Genomic DNA, 19,095 nt, shown 5'->3' with positions numbered 1-19,095 from the left:
TTTATGAGAAAACAATCGGGCCAAAGGCTGATTATACCTTAGAAAGTTCATTCTTTTAAAAAAAGAGAGTTCTTCAGTGAACTCTCTTGCTGATTTATCAAACATTCTCCGACAAACGGAGCTTGCCCATACAGCGTCCGCACCGGTATTTTTGAAGATTGACTCTACGTCTGCGACGGATAAGTGCTCTGCAGCTCAGGCATTCATAGATGAGAAAGGTTTGCGAGTCGGACAAGGATGGAGCGTAGCGCAGACCATCAACTCGCTTGAGCAGGTCTTTAAAATCTCTATCCCCATGGCGATAACCTTTACCTTGATAATAGAGGTGATAGTGAGCTAACTCATGGCGGACAATTTTTCGAAAAGTCTCCAGCCCAAAAGTTTCATAGATTTTTGGGTTGAAATCCAGATGACCATCTTTAGGAAAGAAGCGTCCCCCTGTAGTGCGGAGATGCTTATTCCAATAGGCTTGGTGGCGGAATTCCCAGTCAAAATCTTCAGCTGAGACCCGCTTGACATAGTTAGTTAGATTCATTTGGTGCTATCAGAGAGAGGTTAACCTTCTCCCGTTCCACATCCAATTTATCCACCCAAACAGTGACCAAGTCACCAACAGATAGGACTTGACTAGGATGCTTAATATAGTCTGTGCTCAGCTTGGAGATATGGATAAGACCATCTTCGTGGATACCGATATCCACAAAGGCTCCGAAATCGACGACATTCCGGACGACCCCTTCCAGCTTTTGACCGATGCGCAAGTCCTTGATATCTAAGACATCCTGCCGCAAAACTGGCGCGTCAAAGGAATCTCGCAAATCTCTGCCAGGCTTGAGCAAATCAGCAATAATATCTTTTAGGGTTTCTTCTCCCAAGCCTAGCTCTGCAGCCAAACTAGCAGTCTGCACTGCTTTTAATTTGGCTTGTGCTGCTTCATCCAAACTGCTAATTTCAAGACGCTTAAAGAGCTCCTCCACCGCCTTATAAGACTCTGGGTGAACGCCTGTATTATCCAGCAAGTTATCACTTTCGGGAATACGCAGGAAGCCGGCTGCCTGTTCAAAAGCCTTTGCGCCTAGACGCGGCACTTTCTTGATGGCCTCGCGAGACCGAATCAAGCCTTCCGTTTCCCGGTACTTGACAATATTTTCTGAGATAGTTTTATTAAGACCAGCTACATGGGCCAGCAGGGCAGGACTGGCTGTGTTGATATTAACTCCGACTTGGTTGACCACTGTATCAACGACAAAGTCCAGACTTTCGGATAGTTTTTTCTGGCTAACATCATGCTGGTACTGACCAACCCCGATAGACTTAGGATCAATCTTAACAAGCTCTGCCAAAGGATCCTGCAATCGGCGGGCAATGGAAATAGCTGAACGCTTTTCAACAGTCAAATCTGGAAACTCATGACGAGCCAGTTCACTAGCAGAGTAGACAGATGCTCCGCTCTCATTGACGATAACATAGCTGACATTCGGATGAGATTTCAAAACTTCTGCTACAAAGGCTTCGCTTTCTCGGCTGGCCGTTCCGTTTCCAATGGCAATGATTTCCACGCTAAACTGCTCAATCAGCTCTGACAACTCTTTCTTAGCAGCTTCAATCTGAGCTGGCTTTGCTGGTGTCACGGGATAGATGACATGAGTCGTCAGCATCTTACCTGTCGCATCCACAACAGCCAGCTTAGCTCCTGTCCGAAAGGCTGGGTCAAAGCCCAGTACTACGCGACCTTTGAGAGGGGCAATCAGGAGAAGATGACGGAGGTTATCTGAGAAGAGCTGAATCGCTCCATCCTCAGCAGCCTCAGTCAGCTCAGTCCGAATACGTCGCTCCATAGCTGGAATGATTTTCTTTTTAACTGCTTGCTGAACTGCTTCAATAATATAGGCATTTTTCACCTTGAAACGTACTTCAAAGAAGCGCAGGATTTTCTCGAGATTGTGCTCAAAACCAACCTTGAGAATACCTAGCTTCTCACCACGGTTAAGAGCCAGGGTACGGTAGCCTTGCATAGTCGCTACTTTTTCGGAAAACTCATAATAAATCTGGAAGACCTGCTTTTCATCCAAATCACCGTCTTTGAGACTGGATACGATAAAAGAATTGGTCTGCATCTCATGGTAGGTCCAAGCCCGCAGCTTAGTATCTTCGGAAATTGCTTCAGTCAGAATATCCACTGCTCCAGCTAGAGCAGCTTCTGCTGTTGGAAAGGCTTCACTAGTAAGTTTCTCTGCTTCTTCCTGTAGATTAGACGAATCTTGTAAGATTAGGCGGGCCAAAGGAAAGAGACCTGCTTCACGGGCAATAGTAGCCTTGGTACGACGCTTCTCCTTATAAGGCAGATAAAGTTCTTCCACATCAGCCAGCTTCTCAGCAGCCTCAATCTCAGAGCGAAGAGCATCCGTTAGTTTGCCCTGCTCCTCAATCTTAGCTAAGACCGTCGCTTTACGCTCTGCCAAGACAGTCATGCTCTTATCTAAGTCAATGATTGCCTTAATCTCGACCTCATCCAGATTTCCTGTCATTTCCTTACGGTAACGAGCAATAAAAGGAATCGTATTTCCTTCAGCGGTCAAATCTAGGACCTGTGATACTTGGTTTTCTTTAAGACCCAATTTCTGGGCAATTTTTTCAATATTTATATTTTCCATAACAATCCTATTATATCACAAGTGCTTTGAAAGATAGGCAGTTTTAGAACTATTTAGTACTATTTGTACAAAAAAATTTAGGGTTAATCAGCGACAAAGAGTCTCCTATGTTTCAAAATTTCATTTTTTGATAATTGGTAGTATAATAGAATTATTATTTTAGAAATGAGGTGCCTCTATGGCTGTTAAATTTACTAGATCAGATGATTTGGACAAGATGTTCGAGGAGTTTGCGACCCTGCCCAAGATTGAAAAGGTAGAGTTCCCTGAGGAAGACAAGAAAAAATCTAAAATTGAGAAGGATAAGAAAGAATGAGCTTCTTCTCTCAGATGCCGGCCAGTGTCCTGCAAGCCGGTGCCATCTTTCTATCCATTATCATTGAAGCCCTGCCTTTTGTCTTGATTGGAAGTATCATTTCTGGCTTTATCGAAGTGTATGTCACGCCAGACAAGGTTTATCGTTTCCTGCCCAAGAACAAATGGGCTCGGATTTTCTTTGGGAGCTTGATTGGTTTTGTCTTCCCCTCTTGCGAGTGCGGAATCGTTCCCATTATAAATCGATTTCTAGAAAAGAAAGTTCCCAGCTACACGGCTGTGCCTTTTCTGGTAACGGCTCCAGTCATCAACCCCATCGTGCTCTTTGCGACCTACTCAGCCTTTGGAAATTCCTTCCGAATGGCTCTGCTTCGTGCTTTAGGTTCTATGGTCGTGGCTGTTCTTTTAGGGATTTTCCTGGGCTTCTTTGCAGACAGCAATATTCAGAAAGAAAATCGCAAAGCGGTTCATGAGCATGACTTTTCACATCTCAGCAAAGGACAAAAGCTATTTCAGGTCTTTGTGCAGGCTATTGATGAATTTTTCGACACAGGCCGCTATCTGGTCTTTGGCTGTCTCTTTGCCAGCCTGGTCCAAGTCTATGTGCCAACCAGAATCCTGACCTCCATCAGCTCGACACCAGCTGTTGCTATTCTCCTGCTCATGCTGCTGTCCTTCCTGCTCTCACTTTGCAGCGAAGCTGATGCTTTCATTGGGAGCTCCTTGATTGCTAGCTTCGGCGTATCGCCAGTCTTAGCTTTCTTGGTCATTGGGCCTATGCTAGATGTCAAGAATCTGCTGATGATGAAAAACTACTTTAAGACACGCTTTATCTGGCAATTTATCAGCCTGGTTACCGTCGTCGTCTTTCTTTACTCTTGGCTTGTGGGGGTAGTGCTATGATTCGATTTCTAATCTTAGTCGGCTACTTTGAGATTACCATGTATCTGCAGCTGACGGGCAAGCTTAATCAATATATCAATCTCCACTATTCCTATCTGGCATACTTGTCTATGATTCTGTCCTTTGTCTTGGCTGTCGTGCAGCTCATTATCTGGATGAAGAAGATGGAGGTTCATAGTCATTTAAGCACTCGCTGGGCCAAGTTAGGTAGCGTGCTGCTCCTCGTCATTCCGCTTTTTGTAGGAATTTTCTTTCCAACTGTAACCTTGGATTCGACAACAGTTTCGGCTAAAGGATTTCATTTCCCGCTGGCTGAGGGAACTTCAACTGCTATTCAGCAGGACGAAGGCACAACCAGCCAATACCTGAAGCCGGACACCAGCACCTACTTTACCAAAGGGGCTTACGAAAAAGAAATGCGGGCAGCAGCTAAGAAATATGTCAAGCAAGATACCATTCAGGTCACGACTGAGAACTATATGGAGGTCATGGAGGTCATCTATGATTATCCCGACGAGTTTGTAGGCAAAACGCTGGAGTTCACCGGCTTTGTCTACAATGACCCCAGCGACCAGAAAAGTCAATTTCTCTTTCGCTTTGGTATTATCCATTGTATCGCCGACTCAGGTGTCTATGGCCTCTTGACGACTGGAAATACCCAGCATTTCGAGAATAATACCTGGATTCATGCCAAGGGAAAAATTACCATGCACTACCATAAAAGTTTGAGGCAAAGCCTGCCAACTCTAGAAGTTGAAAGCTTTGATAAGGTAGAAAAACCGGACAATCCTTACGTTTATCGGGTATTTGAATAAAGAAAATGAGGCTGGCACAATCGTGTCTTAGCCTCATTTTTTACCTTTGAATATTTTTCAAACAGCGGTCAAATTCTTTCTATTTATCTCCCTTTTCAGAAACCGAATTTCTGAATACAATCTTTAGAAAAATTGTGATAAAATAGAGACATCATTTAGAAAATAGGTATCAGGATGTCTTCAAAAGTTATTGTAACAATTTTCGGAGCCAGCGGTGACTTGGCCAAAAGAAAACTCTATCCATCCCTCTTCAGGCTCTATAAGTCTGGCAATCTTTCCAAGCATTTTGCAGTTATTGGAACAGCCCGCCGGCCTTGGAGCAAGGAGTATTTTGAGTCTGTCGTCGTCGAGGCAATCGCTGATTTAGCTGACAGCCCAGAGCAAGCCCAAGAGTTTGCCAGCCACTTCTACTATCAAAGTCATGATGTGCAGGATACCGAGCACTACATTGAGCTGCGCAAGCTTCAAAACCGACTCAATGAGCAATACCAAGCCGAGCACAACAAACTCTTCTTTCTGTCCATGGCTCCGCAATTTTTCGGTACCATTGCCAAACACCTCAAGTCTGAAAACATCGTAGACGGCAAAGGCTTTGAACGTTTGATTGTCGAAAAACCTTTCGGAACAGACTTGGCAACTGCCAGCCAACTTAACGAAGAACTCTTGGCTGCCTTTAATGAAGAGCAGATTTTCCGTATTGACCATTATCTAGGCAAGGAAATGATTCAGAGCATCTTCGCTATCCGCTTTGCCAATCTTATCTTTGAAAACATCTGGAATCGTGACTACATTGACAATGTCCAGATTACCTTTGCTGAAAAGCTAGGCGTCGAAGAACGCGGCGGTTACTATGACCAGTCTGGTGCTCTGCGGGATATGGTGCAGAATCATACCTTACAGCTCCTGTCACTCTTAGCTATGGACAAGCCAAAAAGCTTCAGCAAAGAGGACATTCGGGCAGAGAAAGTCAAAGTTTTTGAGCGCTTGGTACAGCCAAATAAAGAAGACTTGAAACGCTTCTTTATCCGCGGCCAGTATAAGTCTGGCACAGTCAAAGGCAAGAAATACATCTCCTACCGGAGCGAACCTAATGTTAATCCTGACTCAATGACCGAAACCTTTGCTTCAGGAGCTTTCTTTGTAAATAGCGAGCGTTTCCGTGATGTTCCCTTCTTCTTCCGGACTGGTAAACGCCTCACCGAAAAAGGCACTCTTGTCAATATTGTCTTCAAGCAGATGGAGTCCATCTTTGGTGAGGAATTAGCACCAAATGTTCTGACCATTCATATCCAGCCGACTGAGGGCTTCTCTCTTAGCATGAATGGCAAAGAGGTGGGTGAGCGCTTCAGCTTAGCTCCTCTCTCTCTGGACTATCGAACAGACGCAACAGCTAGCGGTGCTTCCCCTGATCCTTACGAAAAATTAATTTTTGACGTCCTTAACAATGACTCAACTAACTTCAGCCACTGGGATGAAGTCCGCTCCAGCTGGGAGCTGATTGATCAGATTGAAGAGCTCTGGCATAGCAACGAAGTGCCTCTTCATGAGTATCCTGTCGGATCTATGGGACCAAATGCTTCCTTTGAACTCCTTAGAGAATTTGGAGCTGACTGGCAGTGGTCTCCAAACAAATAAAATTTAAAAATTGTTCATAAAAAAACCAGTACTCGTACTGGTTTTTTGTCTTATACCAAGCCTTCAAGCAGGCCTTTCATAAAGTTCTCTGAATTAAACTCACCGATATCATCAATCTTTTCTCCAAAGCCAATCAGCTTCACTGGAATATCCAATTCCTGACGAATGGCTAGTACAACTCCACCTCGAGCAGTCCCATCGATCTTCGTCAGTACAATTCCTGTGACTGGAGTTATTTTAGAAAATTCCTTGGCCTGAACCAGAGCATTCTGACCAGTTGAAGCATCGAGAGCTAGGAAAGTTTCATGTGGTGCTTCTGGATCCACTCGCTTAATAATACGGCCAATTTTCTCTAGCTCTGCCATGAGGTTGTCCTTATTTTGCAGGCGGCCAGCCGTGTCAATCATAAGAACATCAACCTGCTCTGCCTGAGCGCGCTCCATACCGTCATATACGACGCTGGCAGGATCGCTCTTCTCAGGTCCCGTCACTACTGGAACATCCACGCGCCGGCCCCATTCAGCCAACTGAGCCACCGCTCCAGCTCGGAATGTATCTGCTGCTACCAACATGACTTTCTTGCCTTGTTGTTTATACTTATAGGCTAGTTTACCGATAGAGGTGGTCTTACCGACTCCGTTGACCCCAACAAAGAGCATGACAGTCAAACCGTTTTGGAAATTGATTTTTTCATTAAAGCGGCCATCTTTCTCATAAATGTCCACCAATTTTTCAATAATCAGCTGGCGCAGAGCAGCTGGTTTTTTAGCATTTTCCAGACGAGCTTCATAGCGTAGTTCCTCAGTCAGACTGGAAGCCACTTGAACCCCTACATCACTAGTGATGAGCAGCTCTTCCAAGTCTTCGAAGAACCCTTCATCTACCGAGCGGAAATTAGCAAAGAAGGCATTAAGCCGTGCTCCAAATCCTGTCCGAGTTTTCTTTAGGCTGCGGTCATATTTTTCCTGAGTGGATTCCTCTTGAGGAAGTTCAGCATGGTCTTCTGTAGCGGCTGCTTCTGATTCTTCAGCTACATCAGCTACTTGGTCGACCTGTTCTGATTCTGTTAGTGACTCAGCTTCTGTTTCTGGCTCGAACTCATTATTTGAATCAGTTGCTACCTCGTCATAAGAAGCTGCTTCATGCTCGGTATGAGATGATGCTTCATCCGAAAGATCCGCTTGTTCAACAAAATTTTCTACTATTTCGTCAACACTTTCAGACTGGTGCTCTTCTAGAGTTTCTTCAGTCTGAGTTGCTCCTTGAGCCACTTCTTGATTTTCTGTAATAATTTCTCTTTCATGCTCTGGCTCCTTGCTTTCTTCTTGGATAGCTTGATATGCTGGCTCTTCAACATCAGCAAAACTATCTTTTGTATCCGAAATTTGATCATCAAGTTGCTGCTCGCCCTGGTAGGACTGAATAGCTTCCGCTTCAAGATTTTCTCCTGCTTCTGGAGCAGGCGCTGTTTCTTCTTCAAGCTCGTCAATGTTTTCCAATGCTTCCTTGACAACTTCTTCAATCGGCGGTTCTTGTTTTTTTCGGCCAAAAAGGCGGTCAAATAATCCCATCAGCTAATCCTCCTTTAGTACATATTCTTCAATAGCCCAAGCCACTGCATCCTCATCATTGGTCATAGGTGTCACCACATTGGCTGCTTCTTTAACGACAGCTACTGCATTCTGCATGGCCACTCCCAGACCAGCCCACTCAATCATAGACAGATCGTTGGCTTCATCGCCACAAGCCATGACCTGACTTCTCTCAATGCCTAAATGGGCAATCAGTTTCTCCAAACCATTGGCCTTATGGACATTTTTAGGGGACCACTCCAGCAGCATTTCTCTAGATTTGAAAATCTCATAGCGCTCAAATAATTCCGGTGAAATTTGCTCAATAGCCGCATCCAGTGGTTCTTGAGCATAAGCAGTGACACATTTATTGTAAGTCTGCTGGCTGGACAAATCACTGAAATCAATAGATTCAAAAGTTAGAGCAGGATTGAACTGAGCATAAAGCGAGTCTTGGTCTGACTGGATCTGATAGACAAATCCTTCACAGATAGCATCAAGAGGGATATGGAGCTTGTCTGTTTCCTCGTAAATCCGGGCTACATCATCATAAGAAAAGACTGTTTTATCAAGGATTTCTCCAGTATTGCGCTGAACAAGACCACCATTAAAAGTAATGGTGAACTCATCCTCTCGACCGTCTGTCCCAAGCTCATGCAGGAAAAAGTCCATGGCCTTAAGGGGACGACCAGTCGTCAGAACTACCTTAACTCCCTTGGCCTGAGCTGCTTTTAGAGTTGCTAAATTTCGCTCAGAAATCTTCTTGTCTGAAGTCAGGAGAGTTCCATCCAAGTCCAGAGCAATCAGTTTTATATCTGCCATTATAATCCCTCCATGTAAGTGATAACCGACTGAGCATCATGGTGACCGATGACTTCCTTGGCGACTTCTAAAATCTCAGGGCGAGCATTTTCAGTCGCAATCGGATAGCCAGCCACCTGCATCATGTGCAAATCGTTGAGATTATCACCAAAAACCATAACCTGAGAAAGATCTATGTCTAGCTTCTTGGCCAGCTCGACAATGGCAACCCCCTTATCCACATGGTCCAGAACGATGTCAATGGACTTGTAGCCAGTTGTCATGGCCTTGACTCCATCGATATTCTCATTGACCCAAGCTTCACCAGCTGCGACTTGGTCCTCAGCAAAATTGGTCGTAAACTTGAAAATATCATCGTCGATATCAGCCAGGCTAGCTACTCTTTGAATGTTTTCATTATAATGAGCACTGAAGGAAAGATAGGTCGGATCCACAGTCTCCAAGACATAGCAGGCACGTTTGCCTGTCAAAAGCAGCTCATTGACATTGACATAGGGAGATTCCTGCAGCTTATCAAAAACCTTGAGATAAAAGTCCCGAGGCATGGTTGCTTCATAGAGATCCTCGCCGTGAAACTCAACTAAACTGCCGTTTTCAGCAATAAAAATAATCTCATTGCGCACTTCCTCAAACAGCTTTTCCAGCGACAAGAGGCCCCGTCCGCTGGCTACGGCAAAGTACATATCTTTTTCTTTGAAGCGAGTCAAAACTTGCTTGAGACGGTCCATATCAAACTGACCTTTACTGTCTAAAAAGGTGCCGTCCATATCCGTTGCTACTAATTTTATACTCATGTTACATTCTTTCTAAATCTTTTAACTTGACCGAGACAATCTTGGAAACACCAGACTCCTGCATAGTAACTCCGTAAATAGAGTCTGCAGCTGACATGGTTCCCTTACGGTGAGTAACCACGATGAATTGACTGTCCTTGTCAAATCGATTGAGGTAATCCCCAAAGCGTTTAACATTGGCCTCGTCCAGCGCTGCTTCGACCTCGTCCAAGATGACAAAAGGAATGGTCTTAACGCGGATGATAGAGAAGAGCAGAGCCAAAGCTGACAAGGCCTTCTCGCCACCGCTCATCAGATTAAGCGACTGGATTTTCTTGCCGGGTGGCTGCACGGAGATTTCTACACCTGCCGTCAGCAAGTCTCCCTCCGTCAATATCAGGTCTGCAGAACCACCGCCAAACATCTGACGGAAAGTCACCTTAAAGCTTTCACGAATGGCTTCAAAGGTTGATTTAAAGCGTTCCTTGACTTCGTCATTCATCTCTTCAATCGTCTCTAAGAGCAGATTTTTGGCTGATAGGACATCGTCTCGTTGCTCGTTGAGGAAGTTCAAACGGTTGCTGACTTCTTCAAACTGCTCAACTGCTTCCAGATTGACCGGACCTAAAGCTCGAATGGCTTTTTCCAAATCCTTCACCTGGCTTTCAGCAGCTGGCAAACTTTCTAACGGACGAGCCTGGCTGCTTGCTTCTTCGAAACTCATCTGATAGTCATCTGTCAGATTGCTTGCCAGACGGCGCATGACATCCATGAGCTTATCCTTTTCTGCCTCTGCCTTGGCTTGCCGACGAATCAATTCTTCATTTTGATGGCGGGCTTGCTCCAAACGACTGGCAATATCGTCAGACTGACCTTCTAAATCTTCAATCTCAAATTTCAGACGAATCAGTCTTTGATCCAGCTCAGTCTTTTCTTGCTTGGCGGTCTCTAATTGCTCTTCCAGGATTGTAATATCCACCTTTTGCAGGCTGGACTGCTCCTTTTGCTCCATCAAGAGCTCCAAGGTCGCCTGCTCTTTTGCAAGGCTGGCTTTTTCCTCGGACAGACGCTCCAAGTCATTCTTTTCAAAGCGTTGGTTGGAGGTCAACTCTGTTCGCTGGAGCTTGAGTTCAGCTAGACGAGAGGAAAGCTTGTCAAAACGAGCCTGAACTGCATCTTTGTTCGACTTAACCTGCTCTATTTCTGCAGTGATGTCTGCTTTTTCTTGCTCAATCTCAGTCAAGCGGGTCTGCAGTCGGTCTTTCTCTTCTGAAATATCCAAACCAGACTGACCAGCCAACTCCTGTTCCTGTAGATTTTTCAGACTTGTGAGTTCTTCTACGCGCTTGGCTAACTGTTCGTAGGCTAGATTAGCCTTTTGTTCAGCCAAGCGAGCCTGCTCACCGTCTGTCTTGATTTGTTCCAATACCTGCTTAGCCTGACTTAGCTGGTTTTGCAGAATTTGCACTGCTTCTTCCTGCTCTTTCAAGCTGACATTTTTCTGCTTAATCTCTTCAAGCAGAGCATCTAGCTCCGGCTTGATAAAGATAGTATTGTTATTGCGGTTGGCACCACCGGCATAAGAACCGCCAGTCCGAAGCTCCGTCCCATCCAAAGTCACCATGCGAACCTGATAGCGCACTTGGCGAGCTGCTGATCGGGCATGCTCCACTGTATCAAAAATAGCGGTCGTCCCCAGCAGATTTTGAAAAATACTGTCTAATGAAGATTCATAGCTGACCAAGGAAGAAGCCAGTCCCAGAAAACCAGCACTTTTTTCAATCGTAGCACGGTTATGGTCAGGCAGCTGACGCGGCTTGATGGTTGTTAAAGGCAGGAAGGTTGCCCGGCCAGCCCGATTTTTCTTCAGAAATTCGATAGCCCGAGTCGCAGCCGCCTCATCTTCCACGATGATATTCTGACTGCTGGCTCCCAAGGCAATTTCCAGCGCAGTCTGATAGTGGGGGTCAAAGCTGAGTTTTTCGCTAACTGCTCCAACAATGCCACCCAGACGGTCAGTTTCCTGCAGCACACTCTTAACACCAGCATAGAAATTACTGTGATTTTTAAGAATGGCCTCCAAACTATTGGAACGTGCTTGCTTGTTTTTGAGGTCGTCCAAAAGCTCAAACATCTTAGTCCGCTGATGCTTATAATCAGCCTCTAGCTTCTCTACCAACTGAACCTGACTTTGGTAGTCTGCTAGTAGATTCTTGAGGGCTTGGCGAGCAATTTCCAACTCCTCCAAACCAGCCTGCTCCTGAGTCTGACTAGCTTCCAAATCTCCTTGCAATTTAGCATAGTCTGCCTTCTTGCTCTCAGCTAGTTTAAGCTCGCTAGCCAGCTGACTCTCCAGAGAGGTCAAGTCATTAGAAAGATTTGCCTCTTCCTGCATGAGCTTGACATACTGCTCACGCAGATGTTCAATCAGCTGGTCTGGATCATCTGAAAAGTCTGCTAATTCTGCTTCCAAAGCAGCGATAGACTCCTCATTGTCAGTCAGTTTGGCAGCTATTTGGCTCAATTCAGCCTGCTTGTCCTCTATGTTGCTTTCTATCTGAGCCAGTTTTTCTGACAAAGCAGCCACACGTTCTTCATTTTCCCGACGGCTCGTCGCTGCCTGACTGGACTCCAACTTAGAAAGGTCAATCTGACGCTCCAAATCACTGATTAAGCGGGTCAATTCCAGCAAACTAGCTTGATCATCAGACAAAGTTTGATTGAGCTCATGGCGCTTGGCCTTCAAGGTTTGGTTTTCAACTTCCAGTTCATCGCGCTTGCTATAGTAGGCTGCCAGCTCCTGCTGGATATTCCTTAAATCTTCTTCAGCCTGAGTCAGTCTTTCCTTGTTAGCTGTCAGCTGAGCGACCAAAACATCCAAGTAAAGCTCTCGGCGCTGGCCATCCAGACTCAAGAAGCGCTTAGCAGTTTCAGCCTGCTTCTCCAAGGGCTTGACCTGGCTCTCCAGCTCGTAGATAATGTCTTCCAGTCGATCCAGATTATCCTGAGTTTGACTAAGCTTGCTTTCCGTTTCTTTACGACGTGTCTTATACTTAAGCACTCCAGCAGCTTCTTCAAAGATTGCCCGACGTTCCTCTGGCTTGCTGTTGAAGATTTCCTCGACCTTCCCCTGGGAAATGATGGAGAAGGAATCTCGTCCCAGCCCAGTATCCATGAAGAGATCGTGGACATCGCGCAGACGGACTTTTTTGCCGTCAATCTTATACTCACTGTCACCGCTGCGGTAAATGTGACGCTCCACTCGAATCTCATTGGCAGCATCCTTGATAAATTGGTCACTGTTGTCCAGAACCACTACCACGGATGCGTAATTAAGTGGCTTGCGGGTTTCTGTTCCCGCAAAAATCACATCGGGCATCTTGCCGCCCCGCAGACTTTTCACACTGGACTCTCCCAAGGCCCAGCGCAGGCTCTCTGTAATATTGGACTTGCCGGAACCGTTTGGCCCAACAACCGCTGTCACTCCCTGATCAAAGACAACTTTAGTCTTATCAGCAAATGACTTGAAGCCCTGAATTTCAATTTCCTTTAAAAACATGAAGAACTTTCCTTTTCAAATGCGTTTTTAGCAGCTTCCTGCTCGGCCAGCTTTTTAGAACGCCCCTGGCCTTGACCGGACTTGCGGCCATTGATGAGAACAGCCACCTCGAAATTTTTGGCATGAGCCGGCCCTGTTTCAGAGACAACCTGATAGGCGATTTCCACATCACCATTAATCTGCAGCAACTCTTGCAGCTTGGTCTTATAGTCCGTCACCCGCTCAAAATCTCCCGCTTCCACCTTGGGAATCATGACTTGATAGAGAAAGCTTTTGACTGCTTCCACACCCTTATCTAAGAGCAAAGCGCCTAAAAAGGCCTCAAACAAATCTCCTAAAATCGTATCACGATTCCGGCCGCCAGACTTCTCCTCACCGCGTCCCAGCTTGATAAACTGATCAAACTGACAATCTCGGGCAAAGCCTGCCAGGCTCTCCTCCCGAACAATCATGGAACGCAACTTAGATAGATCACCTTCTGGTCTCTTAGGATACTTGGTATAAAGATACTCCGAAATAATCAGTTGCAGAACAGCGTCTCCTAAAAATTCCAAGCGTTCATTGTGTGAAATTTTTAAGAGGCGGTGCTCATTGGCATAGCTCGTATGAGTAAAAGCCGTTTCCAACAAGGTCTCATCAGAGAAAACCAAGTCAAACTGCTCCAGCAATGCTTTTTTCAAATTTTCCATTACTATTTTATATCATGCTGACTTCAGTCAGATAAGCAGCATGATACCTTTTCCTTTCCAAAGATATACAGTCTCTATTATAACAAAAAACAGGCGCAAACGCACCTGCTGACAGTGATTTCTATTCCTTATCCGGAATTACTTTAAACAAATAATAGGTGATAAAAACGGTCAGACCCAACAGTCCAATCTTAACCCAAATAATAGGCGCTAGAAAAATGGAAATCCCCATCAAGATATAGATGGAAACGATAATCTTTTTCTTTCGCTCCTTGGCAATCGTTCCCGTCTCTCGAAAATCCGCCACATAGGTCTGGTACATCTTTGTATGATAAAGCCACTTCTCAAAGCGCTTGGAACTGCGCGAAAAGCAGGCAATGGACAAGAGAAGAAATGGCGTCGTCGGCAGGAGAGGCAGAAAAATCCCCAAAACTCCCACCCCTAAAGATAATAGACCTACCACAAAGTAAATTGGCCGCATACAAGCTCCTTTACAAAATAAAACCGTTGCTTTTTAAATATTTAATGGATACCACACTAGAGCAAGAAAACCAAACCTTTCGGTCTGGTGTTTAAATACTCGTCAAAGGCGTCGCCGTATCAGGCGAGGTATCATAGACCTGGAAGTCGTGGCCGACTGCCATATCGGCTTGAGCCAGTTGATTGACCATAGTCATGTGGGCCAATTCCTTGATATTGTTTTCCTTACTGAGATGGCCCAGATAGATTCGTTTGGTGCGATTGCCAAGCGTCCGAATCATAGTCTCTGCTCCATCTTCATTGGACAGGTGGCCCATATCCGACAAAATCCGCTGCTTGAGACTCCAAGGATAGGCACCGCTGCGGAGTATTTCAATATCATGGTTGCTCTCAATCAGGTAACCATCGGCATTTTCGATAATCCCAGCCATCCGGTCACTGACATAGCCCGTATCCGTCAGCATGACAAAGCTTTTGTCATCCTTCATGAAGCGGTAAAATTGTGGACAAGCTGCGTCATGACTGACACCAAAGCTCTCCACATCCAAGTCTCCAAAGGTCTTGGTCTTGCCCAATTCAAAGATATGCTTTTGACTAGCATCCAGCTTGCCCAAGTCCTTTTCCATAGCCTTCCAAGTGGCCTCATTAGCATAAATATCCAGATGATACTTGCGGGCCAACACTCCAACGCCATGAATGTGGTCCTTGTGCTCATGAGTCACTAAAATGGCATCCAAATCCTCAGGCTTGCGGCCAATTTCGCCCAACAAGCTCGTAATTTTCTTGCCTGATAAGCCAGCGTCAACCAGAATCCGCTTTTTGTCTGTTTCCAGATAGAAACAGTTACCGCTTGATCCTGACGCCAGAATACTGTATTGAAATCCTTTAGTCATGTTTACTTTCTATATATCTTCATTATCCCAGTCGTCATCCCGGACGCCATCATTCTCATAAGGCAAGACAATGGTAAAGGTCGAGCCCACACCATACTCACTCTTAGCCCAGATAAAGCCCTGATGCTGCTTGATAATTTCTTTGGCAATAGCCAGCCCCAGACCTGTTCCACCCTGTGCGCGACTGCGTGCCTTGTCCACTCGATAAAAGCGATCAAAAATCTTAGGCAGATCCTGCTTGGGAATCCCCAGTCCCTCATCTGCAATCGAAAGAATCAACTGCTCATCAGTTGTCTTGATGGAAACAGTAATGGTTCCACCATCTGGCGAATACTTGATGGCATTGTTCATGATATTATCAATCACCTGAGTCAGCTTATCTGTATCAATCTCCACCCAAATCGGTGTTATCGGATAATCACGGATAATCTCGTATTTCTTGGTTTCGTCTTGATTTTTTATCTTGTCAAAGCGATTGAGGATAAAGGTGATAAAGGCTGTGAAATTCGTCAGCTCCACTTCCAGATGACTGGTCTCATTGTCGATACGGGACAGACTAAGCAAGTCCGTCACCATCCGCATCATGCGGTTGGTTTCATTGAGCGATACCTTGACAAAGTCCGGTGCGACTGGCTCAGACAAGGCTCCCTCATCCAAGGCTTCCAGATAGGACTTAACACTGGTCAGCGGAGTCCGTAACTCATGGCTGACGTTGGAGACAAAGAGGCGACGCTCCCGCTCTTCCTTGTCCTGCTCTGTCGTATCATGCAAGACAGCTACCAAACCAGAAATGAAGCCCGACTCCCGCCTTACCAAGGCAAAGCGAACCCGCAAGCTCAAGTACTCACCATTTTCATCCTGAGAATCTATCGTCAGTTCAGGAACATTGGTAATCAGATCCCGCAAATCATACTCGTCTGAAATCGAAAGCAGATCCAAAATACTCATATTTTGGACCTCATCTCTCTTAACTCCCAACTGCTTGGTTGCCATATCGTTGATAGTGATAATCTGCCCCCGGCGGTTGGTCGCAAGCACGCCATCTGTCATATAGGACAGGATACTGGAAAGGCGTTTAGTTTCTTGCTCAAGGTTTTCATGTGTCAGTCGAATGACCTCTGATAGATCATTGATACTGTTGGTCATATCTGTGATTTCTGGACTCCCTTGCATGTCCAGCACTTCAGAATAGTCACCTGCAATCAAATCTTTAACCTTTTGATTAAGCTGTACCAGCTTTTGGTTATCACGGCGATTTTCCAGTAAAAGCAGAGCCACAACTACAATGAAGCCAATAATAATGATAGCAAAGACAAAATCCGCCGAAATCACAAATTGTTTAATTGCTTCAATCATTATTTCTCATATAATAGCCAACTCCGCGGCGAGTCAAGATATACTCAGGCCGGCTTGGCGTATCTTCGATCTTTTCACGCAGGCGGCGGATCGTCACATCTACTGTACGGACATCACCAAAATAGTCATAGCCCCATACCGTTTCCAGTAAATGCTCACGTGTCATTACCTGGCCAATATGTGTCGCCAAATGGTGAAGCAACTCAAACTCACGGTGGGTCAGCTCCAGCTCCTTGCCATGCTTCTTAGCAACAAAAGCATCTGGCAAAATCTGTAGTTCCCCAATGGTCAGCTCGTTCGGGCCACTTTCTTCTACTTGGTTTTCCACAACAAGGTCTGCCCGACGAAGAAGTGCCTTGACACGCGCCTGCAGCTCACGATTTGAGAAAGGTTTTGTCACATAGTCATCTGCACCGATTTCAAGGCCGATAACCTTGTCAAACTCACTGTCCTTAGCAGACAATACAATAATCGGCACATTACTAGTCTTACGAATAGTCCTAGCAACTTCCAGTCCGTCCACTTCTGGCAGCATCAAGTCCAGAATCAAGATGTCTGGCTGTTCTGCCTCAAACATTTCCAAGGCTTCCTTACCATCAAAGGCAGTCAAAACCTCATAGCCTTCTTTGGCCATATTAAACTTAATAATATCTGAGATTGGTTTCTCATCATCTACAACTAATATTTTCTTCATATGTTCACCTTAACATAAGATTGGGATTGAATCAACTCCATGATAGAAAAGTTGTGACATAGTCAGCTAAGTCGTCCTGCATCAAAACGTGCAAAAGGCAATCTAGTTTGCCTAGCTAGACTCCCAATCCAATTTTATTTATTTATCTAGTCTTATTATACCAAAGTTTTCTTAAAAAACACTAATTCAAGCCATTTTTATTCCACATTTGTAGAAAATGGACGATTCTCATCAAAAAAATTTCTCTCTGAATAAAAATAGTCATTTTTATTCAGTTTGACAGTTTATTTATTCTATGGTAAAATCTATGTCATATTATCTAACACAAAGGAGAAAGATATGGCTTTAGTTGAATTTAAAAATGTCGAAAAGTATTACGGAGACTACCATGCTCTGCGCAATATCAATCTCAGTTTTGAAAAAGGGCAAGTAGTTGTACTGCTGGGACCATCTGGCTCAGGAAAATCTACTCTTATCCGTACAATCAACGCTTTAGAAGGTATTGATCAGGGAAGCTTGATCGTCAATGGCCACGAGGTCGCAAACACTGCTGCCAAAGATCTGGTTAACTTACGCAAAGAAGTTGGAATGGTCTTTCAACACTTTAATCTTTACCCCCACAAAACGGTGTTAGAAAATGTTACCTTGGCTCCTATTAAAGTTCTAGGAATGGATAAACAAGAGGCTAAAAAAATCGCTCAAAAATATCTAGAATTTGTCAACATGTGGGACAAGAAAGACTCTTACCCAGGCATGCTGTCCGGTGGACAAAAGCAAAGGATTGCCATTGCCCGCGGTTTAGCTATGCACCCTGAGCTCCTGCTCTTTGATGAACCGACTTCTGCCCTAGACCCTGAAACAATCGGTGATGTTCTGGCTGTTATGCAAAAATTAGCCAAAGACGGCATGAACATGATTGTGGTTACACACGAAATGGGCTTTGCCCGTGAGGTAGCTGACCGCATTATCTTCATGGCAGACGGCGAAGTGCTGGTGGATACTACTGATGTTGATGCTTTCTTTGACAATCCTACCGAACCTCGCGCTAAGCAGTTTCTCAGTAAAATTATCAACCATGAGAGTGATAACGTGCTTTCTTAAAAAGGAGAAGACCTATGAAACTTAAAAAAATACTCATCAGCCTACTCTTACTCCTTCTGACTCTAGGCTTTATTAATGCTGTTCCTGCACAAGCTGATTCCAGTACCAGCCAACAGGTCAAGGCCATCCAAAAACGCGGTGTCCTCAATGTCGGTGTCAAGCAGGATGTACCTAACTTTGGTTACCTCAATCCTGATAGCAATACATACAGCGGCTTAGAAATCGATATTGCAAAGAAGATTGCTAAAGAACTAGGCGTCAAAATCAACTACGTTCCAGTTACCGCACAAACACGCGGACCACTTCTGGATAACGGACAAATTGACATGGTCATTGCGACCTTTACTATCACAGAAGAGCGTAAGGAAATCTATAATTTTACAACCCCTTACTACACTGATGCTTCTGGTTTTTTAGTTAATAAATCCAGCAAAATTACAGACGTCAAGGACTTGAATAACAAGACTATCGGCGTCGTCCAAGGCTCTATCACCCAAACCTTGCTAGAAGAAATCGCCCAAGAGAAAAAACTCAACTTCAAATATGTGGAGTTAGGCTCCTACCCGGAACTTGCTGTTTCCTTGCGAGCTCACCGTATTGATGCTATTTCTGTTGATAAGTCCATCCTGACTGGTTATGTAAGTTCCAAGTCAAACATTCTGGATTACAGCTTCAAAAAAGCCGATTACGGTGTGGTAACAAAAAAATCCAATACTCAATTGAATGACTATGTAGATGGCCTAATCTCTAAATGGAAGGAAAACGGCAGTCTGCAGAAACTTTATGACAAATATGATTTAAAACCATCTGCTTCAACAGATGATTAGAAAGGAGA

The 19,095-nt window shown here is 44.8% G+C and carries 17 protein-coding genes; 6 read left to right on the top strand and 11 right to left on the bottom strand.

All coding sequences use genetic code 11. The annotated features are described in order from the left end of the window. Positions 1-97: 97 nt before the first annotated feature. Together O3621_RS01050 and O3621_RS01045 are read right to left on the bottom strand one after the other, a co-directional pair. Positions 98-535, bottom strand: coding sequence for a SprT family protein (locus tag O3621_RS01050; RefSeq protein ID WP_314449864.1), 438 nt, complete (start codon positions 533-535; stop codon positions 98-100). Then, positions 522-2,654, bottom strand: coding sequence for a Tex family protein (locus O3621_RS01045; protein WP_314449863.1), 2,133 nt, complete (start codon positions 2,652-2,654; stop codon positions 522-524). The genes O3621_RS01050 and O3621_RS01045 overlap by 14 nt, the downstream gene beginning before the upstream one ends. Positions 2,655-2,832: 178 nt before the next feature. On the opposite strand from O3621_RS01045, the gene O3621_RS01040 reads away from it, so the two are divergent. The 4 genes from O3621_RS01040 to zwf all read left to right on the top strand — a co-directional run bounded on the left by O3621_RS01040 (position 2,833) and on the right by zwf (position 6,322). Continuing rightward, the gene (locus O3621_RS01040) at positions 2,833-2,970 is read left to right on the top strand and encodes an SPJ_0845 family protein (protein WP_314449862.1); all 138 of its coding nucleotides are present in this window, start codon (positions 2,833-2,835) and stop codon (positions 2,968-2,970) included. After that, on the top strand, positions 2,967-3,872 hold the full coding sequence (locus tag O3621_RS01035; protein WP_314449861.1) for a permease: 906 nt from the start codon (positions 2,967-2,969) through the stop codon (positions 3,870-3,872). The genes O3621_RS01040 and O3621_RS01035 overlap by 4 nt, the downstream gene beginning before the upstream one ends. After that, complete coding sequence (locus O3621_RS01030) at positions 3,869-4,687, top strand: TIGR03943 family protein (protein ID WP_314449860.1); 819 nt, start codon at positions 3,869-3,871, stop codon at positions 4,685-4,687. The genes O3621_RS01035 and O3621_RS01030 overlap by 4 nt, the downstream gene beginning before the upstream one ends. 174 nt (positions 4,688-4,861) lie before the next feature. Beyond that, positions 4,862-6,322 carry a glucose-6-phosphate dehydrogenase gene (gene zwf / locus O3621_RS01025; RefSeq protein ID WP_314449859.1) on the top strand — a complete coding sequence of 487 codons (1,461 nt, stop codon included), beginning with the start codon at positions 4,862-4,864 and terminating at the stop codon, positions 6,320-6,322. A gap of 50 nt (positions 6,323-6,372) precedes the next feature. Here the strand turns inward: zwf and ftsY are convergent, their stop codons facing one another. From ftsY to yycF, 9 genes are all read right to left on the bottom strand, one after another. Then, positions 6,373-7,893 (bottom strand): signal recognition particle-docking protein FtsY, encoded by a 1,521-nt coding sequence (gene ftsY / locus O3621_RS01020; protein WP_314449858.1) that lies wholly within the window; start codon positions 7,891-7,893, stop codon positions 6,373-6,375. A gap of 3 nt (positions 7,894-7,896) precedes the next feature. Further along, on the bottom strand, positions 7,897-8,715 hold the full coding sequence (locus tag O3621_RS01015; protein WP_314449857.1) for a Cof-type HAD-IIB family hydrolase: 819 nt from the start codon (positions 8,713-8,715) through the stop codon (positions 7,897-7,899). Further along, on the bottom strand, positions 8,715-9,509 hold the full coding sequence (locus O3621_RS01010; RefSeq protein WP_314449856.1) for an HAD family hydrolase: 795 nt from the start codon (positions 9,507-9,509) through the stop codon (positions 8,715-8,717). Before O3621_RS01010 ends, O3621_RS01015 begins: the two co-directional genes overlap by 1 nt. 1 nt (position 9,510) lies before the next feature. Continuing rightward, positions 9,511-13,047, bottom strand: a complete 3,537-nt coding sequence (smc, locus tag O3621_RS01005; RefSeq protein WP_371513310.1) for a chromosome segregation protein SMC — start codon at positions 13,045-13,047, stop codon at positions 9,511-9,513. Next, positions 13,038-13,736: a ribonuclease III gene (gene rnc, locus O3621_RS01000; RefSeq protein WP_002903151.1), complete on the bottom strand. Its 699-nt coding sequence runs from the start codon at positions 13,734-13,736 to the stop codon at positions 13,038-13,040. The genes smc and rnc overlap by 10 nt, the downstream gene beginning before the upstream one ends. A 121-nt stretch (positions 13,737-13,857) precedes the next feature. Next, positions 13,858-14,217 carry a YbaN family protein gene (locus tag O3621_RS00995; RefSeq protein ID WP_314450094.1) on the bottom strand — a complete coding sequence of 120 codons (360 nt, stop codon included), beginning with the start codon at positions 14,215-14,217 and terminating at the stop codon, positions 13,858-13,860. Positions 14,218-14,308: 91 nt separating this feature from the next. After that, positions 14,309-15,109 carry an MBL fold metallo-hydrolase gene (locus O3621_RS00990; RefSeq protein ID WP_295505051.1) on the bottom strand — a complete coding sequence of 267 codons (801 nt, stop codon included), beginning with the start codon at positions 15,107-15,109 and terminating at the stop codon, positions 14,309-14,311. Between the two features lie 9 nt (positions 15,110-15,118). Then, positions 15,119-16,465: a cell wall metabolism sensor histidine kinase VicK gene (gene vicK / locus O3621_RS00985; protein WP_002894938.1), complete on the bottom strand. Its 1,347-nt coding sequence runs from the start codon at positions 16,463-16,465 to the stop codon at positions 15,119-15,121. Next, on the bottom strand, positions 16,458-17,159 hold the full coding sequence (gene yycF / locus O3621_RS00980) for a response regulator YycF (protein WP_002894937.1): 702 nt from the start codon (positions 17,157-17,159) through the stop codon (positions 16,458-16,460). The genes vicK and yycF overlap by 8 nt, the downstream gene beginning before the upstream one ends. Before the next feature lie 339 nt (positions 17,160-17,498). On the opposite strand from yycF, the gene O3621_RS00975 reads away from it, so the two are divergent. Together O3621_RS00975 and O3621_RS00970 are read left to right on the top strand one after the other, a co-directional pair. Next, a complete protein-coding gene (locus O3621_RS00975) occupies positions 17,499-18,260 on the top strand; it encodes an amino acid ABC transporter ATP-binding protein (RefSeq protein WP_002913381.1) in 762 nt (253 codons plus the stop codon). Between the two features lie 14 nt (positions 18,261-18,274). Beyond that, positions 18,275-19,087, top strand: coding sequence for a transporter substrate-binding domain-containing protein (locus O3621_RS00970; protein ID WP_314450098.1), 813 nt, complete (start codon positions 18,275-18,277; stop codon positions 19,085-19,087). Positions 19,088-19,095 lie beyond the last annotated feature (8 nt).

It is taken from the genome of Streptococcus sp. 20925_1_22 (assembly GCF_041431685.1).
Taxonomy (GTDB): Bacteria; Bacillota; Bacilli; order Lactobacillales; family Streptococcaceae; genus Streptococcus.
This window is presented reverse-complemented; position numbering and strand designations above follow the sequence as displayed.

Coding starts and splice junctions, on each gene's coding strand:
- O3621_RS01035 (WP_314449861.1), top strand. CDS start 2,967: ATGAGCTTCTTCTCTCAGATGCCGGCCAGTGTCCTGCAAGCCGGTGCC.
- O3621_RS00990 (WP_295505051.1), bottom strand. CDS start 15,109: ATGACTAAAGGATTTCAATACAGTATTCTGGCGTCAGGATCAAGCGGT.
- O3621_RS00975 (WP_002913381.1), top strand. CDS start 17,499: ATGGCTTTAGTTGAATTTAAAAATGTCGAAAAGTATTACGGAGACTAC.
- vicK (WP_002894938.1), bottom strand. CDS start 16,465: ATGATTGAAGCAATTAAACAATTTGTGATTTCGGCGGATTTTGTCTTT.
- ftsY (WP_314449858.1), bottom strand. CDS start 7,893: ATGGGATTATTTGACCGCCTTTTTGGCCGAAAAAAACAAGAACCGCCG.
- O3621_RS01050 (WP_314449864.1), bottom strand. CDS start 535: ATGAATCTAACTAACTATGTCAAGCGGGTCTCAGCTGAAGATTTTGAC.
- smc (WP_371513310.1), bottom strand. CDS start 13,047: ATGTTTTTAAAGGAAATTGAAATTCAGGGCTTCAAGTCATTTGCTGAT.
- O3621_RS01030 (WP_314449860.1), top strand. CDS start 3,869: ATGATTCGATTTCTAATCTTAGTCGGCTACTTTGAGATTACCATGTAT.
- O3621_RS01040 (WP_314449862.1), top strand. CDS start 2,833: ATGGCTGTTAAATTTACTAGATCAGATGATTTGGACAAGATGTTCGAG.
- O3621_RS01045 (WP_314449863.1), bottom strand. CDS start 2,654: ATGGAAAATATAAATATTGAAAAAATTGCCCAGAAATTGGGTCTTAAA.
- O3621_RS00995 (WP_314450094.1), bottom strand. CDS start 14,217: ATGCGGCCAATTTACTTTGTGGTAGGTCTATTATCTTTAGGGGTGGGA.
- yycF (WP_002894937.1), bottom strand. CDS start 17,159: ATGAAGAAAATATTAGTTGTAGATGATGAGAAACCAATCTCAGATATT.
- O3621_RS01015 (WP_314449857.1), bottom strand. CDS start 8,715: ATGGCAGATATAAAACTGATTGCTCTGGACTTGGATGGAACTCTCCTG.
- zwf (WP_314449859.1), top strand. CDS start 4,862: ATGTCTTCAAAAGTTATTGTAACAATTTTCGGAGCCAGCGGTGACTTG.
- O3621_RS01010 (WP_314449856.1), bottom strand. CDS start 9,509: ATGAGTATAAAATTAGTAGCAACGGATATGGACGGCACCTTTTTAGAC.
- O3621_RS00970 (WP_314450098.1), top strand. CDS start 18,275: ATGAAACTTAAAAAAATACTCATCAGCCTACTCTTACTCCTTCTGACT.
- rnc (WP_002903151.1), bottom strand. CDS start 13,736: ATGGAAAATTTGAAAAAAGCATTGCTGGAGCAGTTTGACTTGGTTTTC.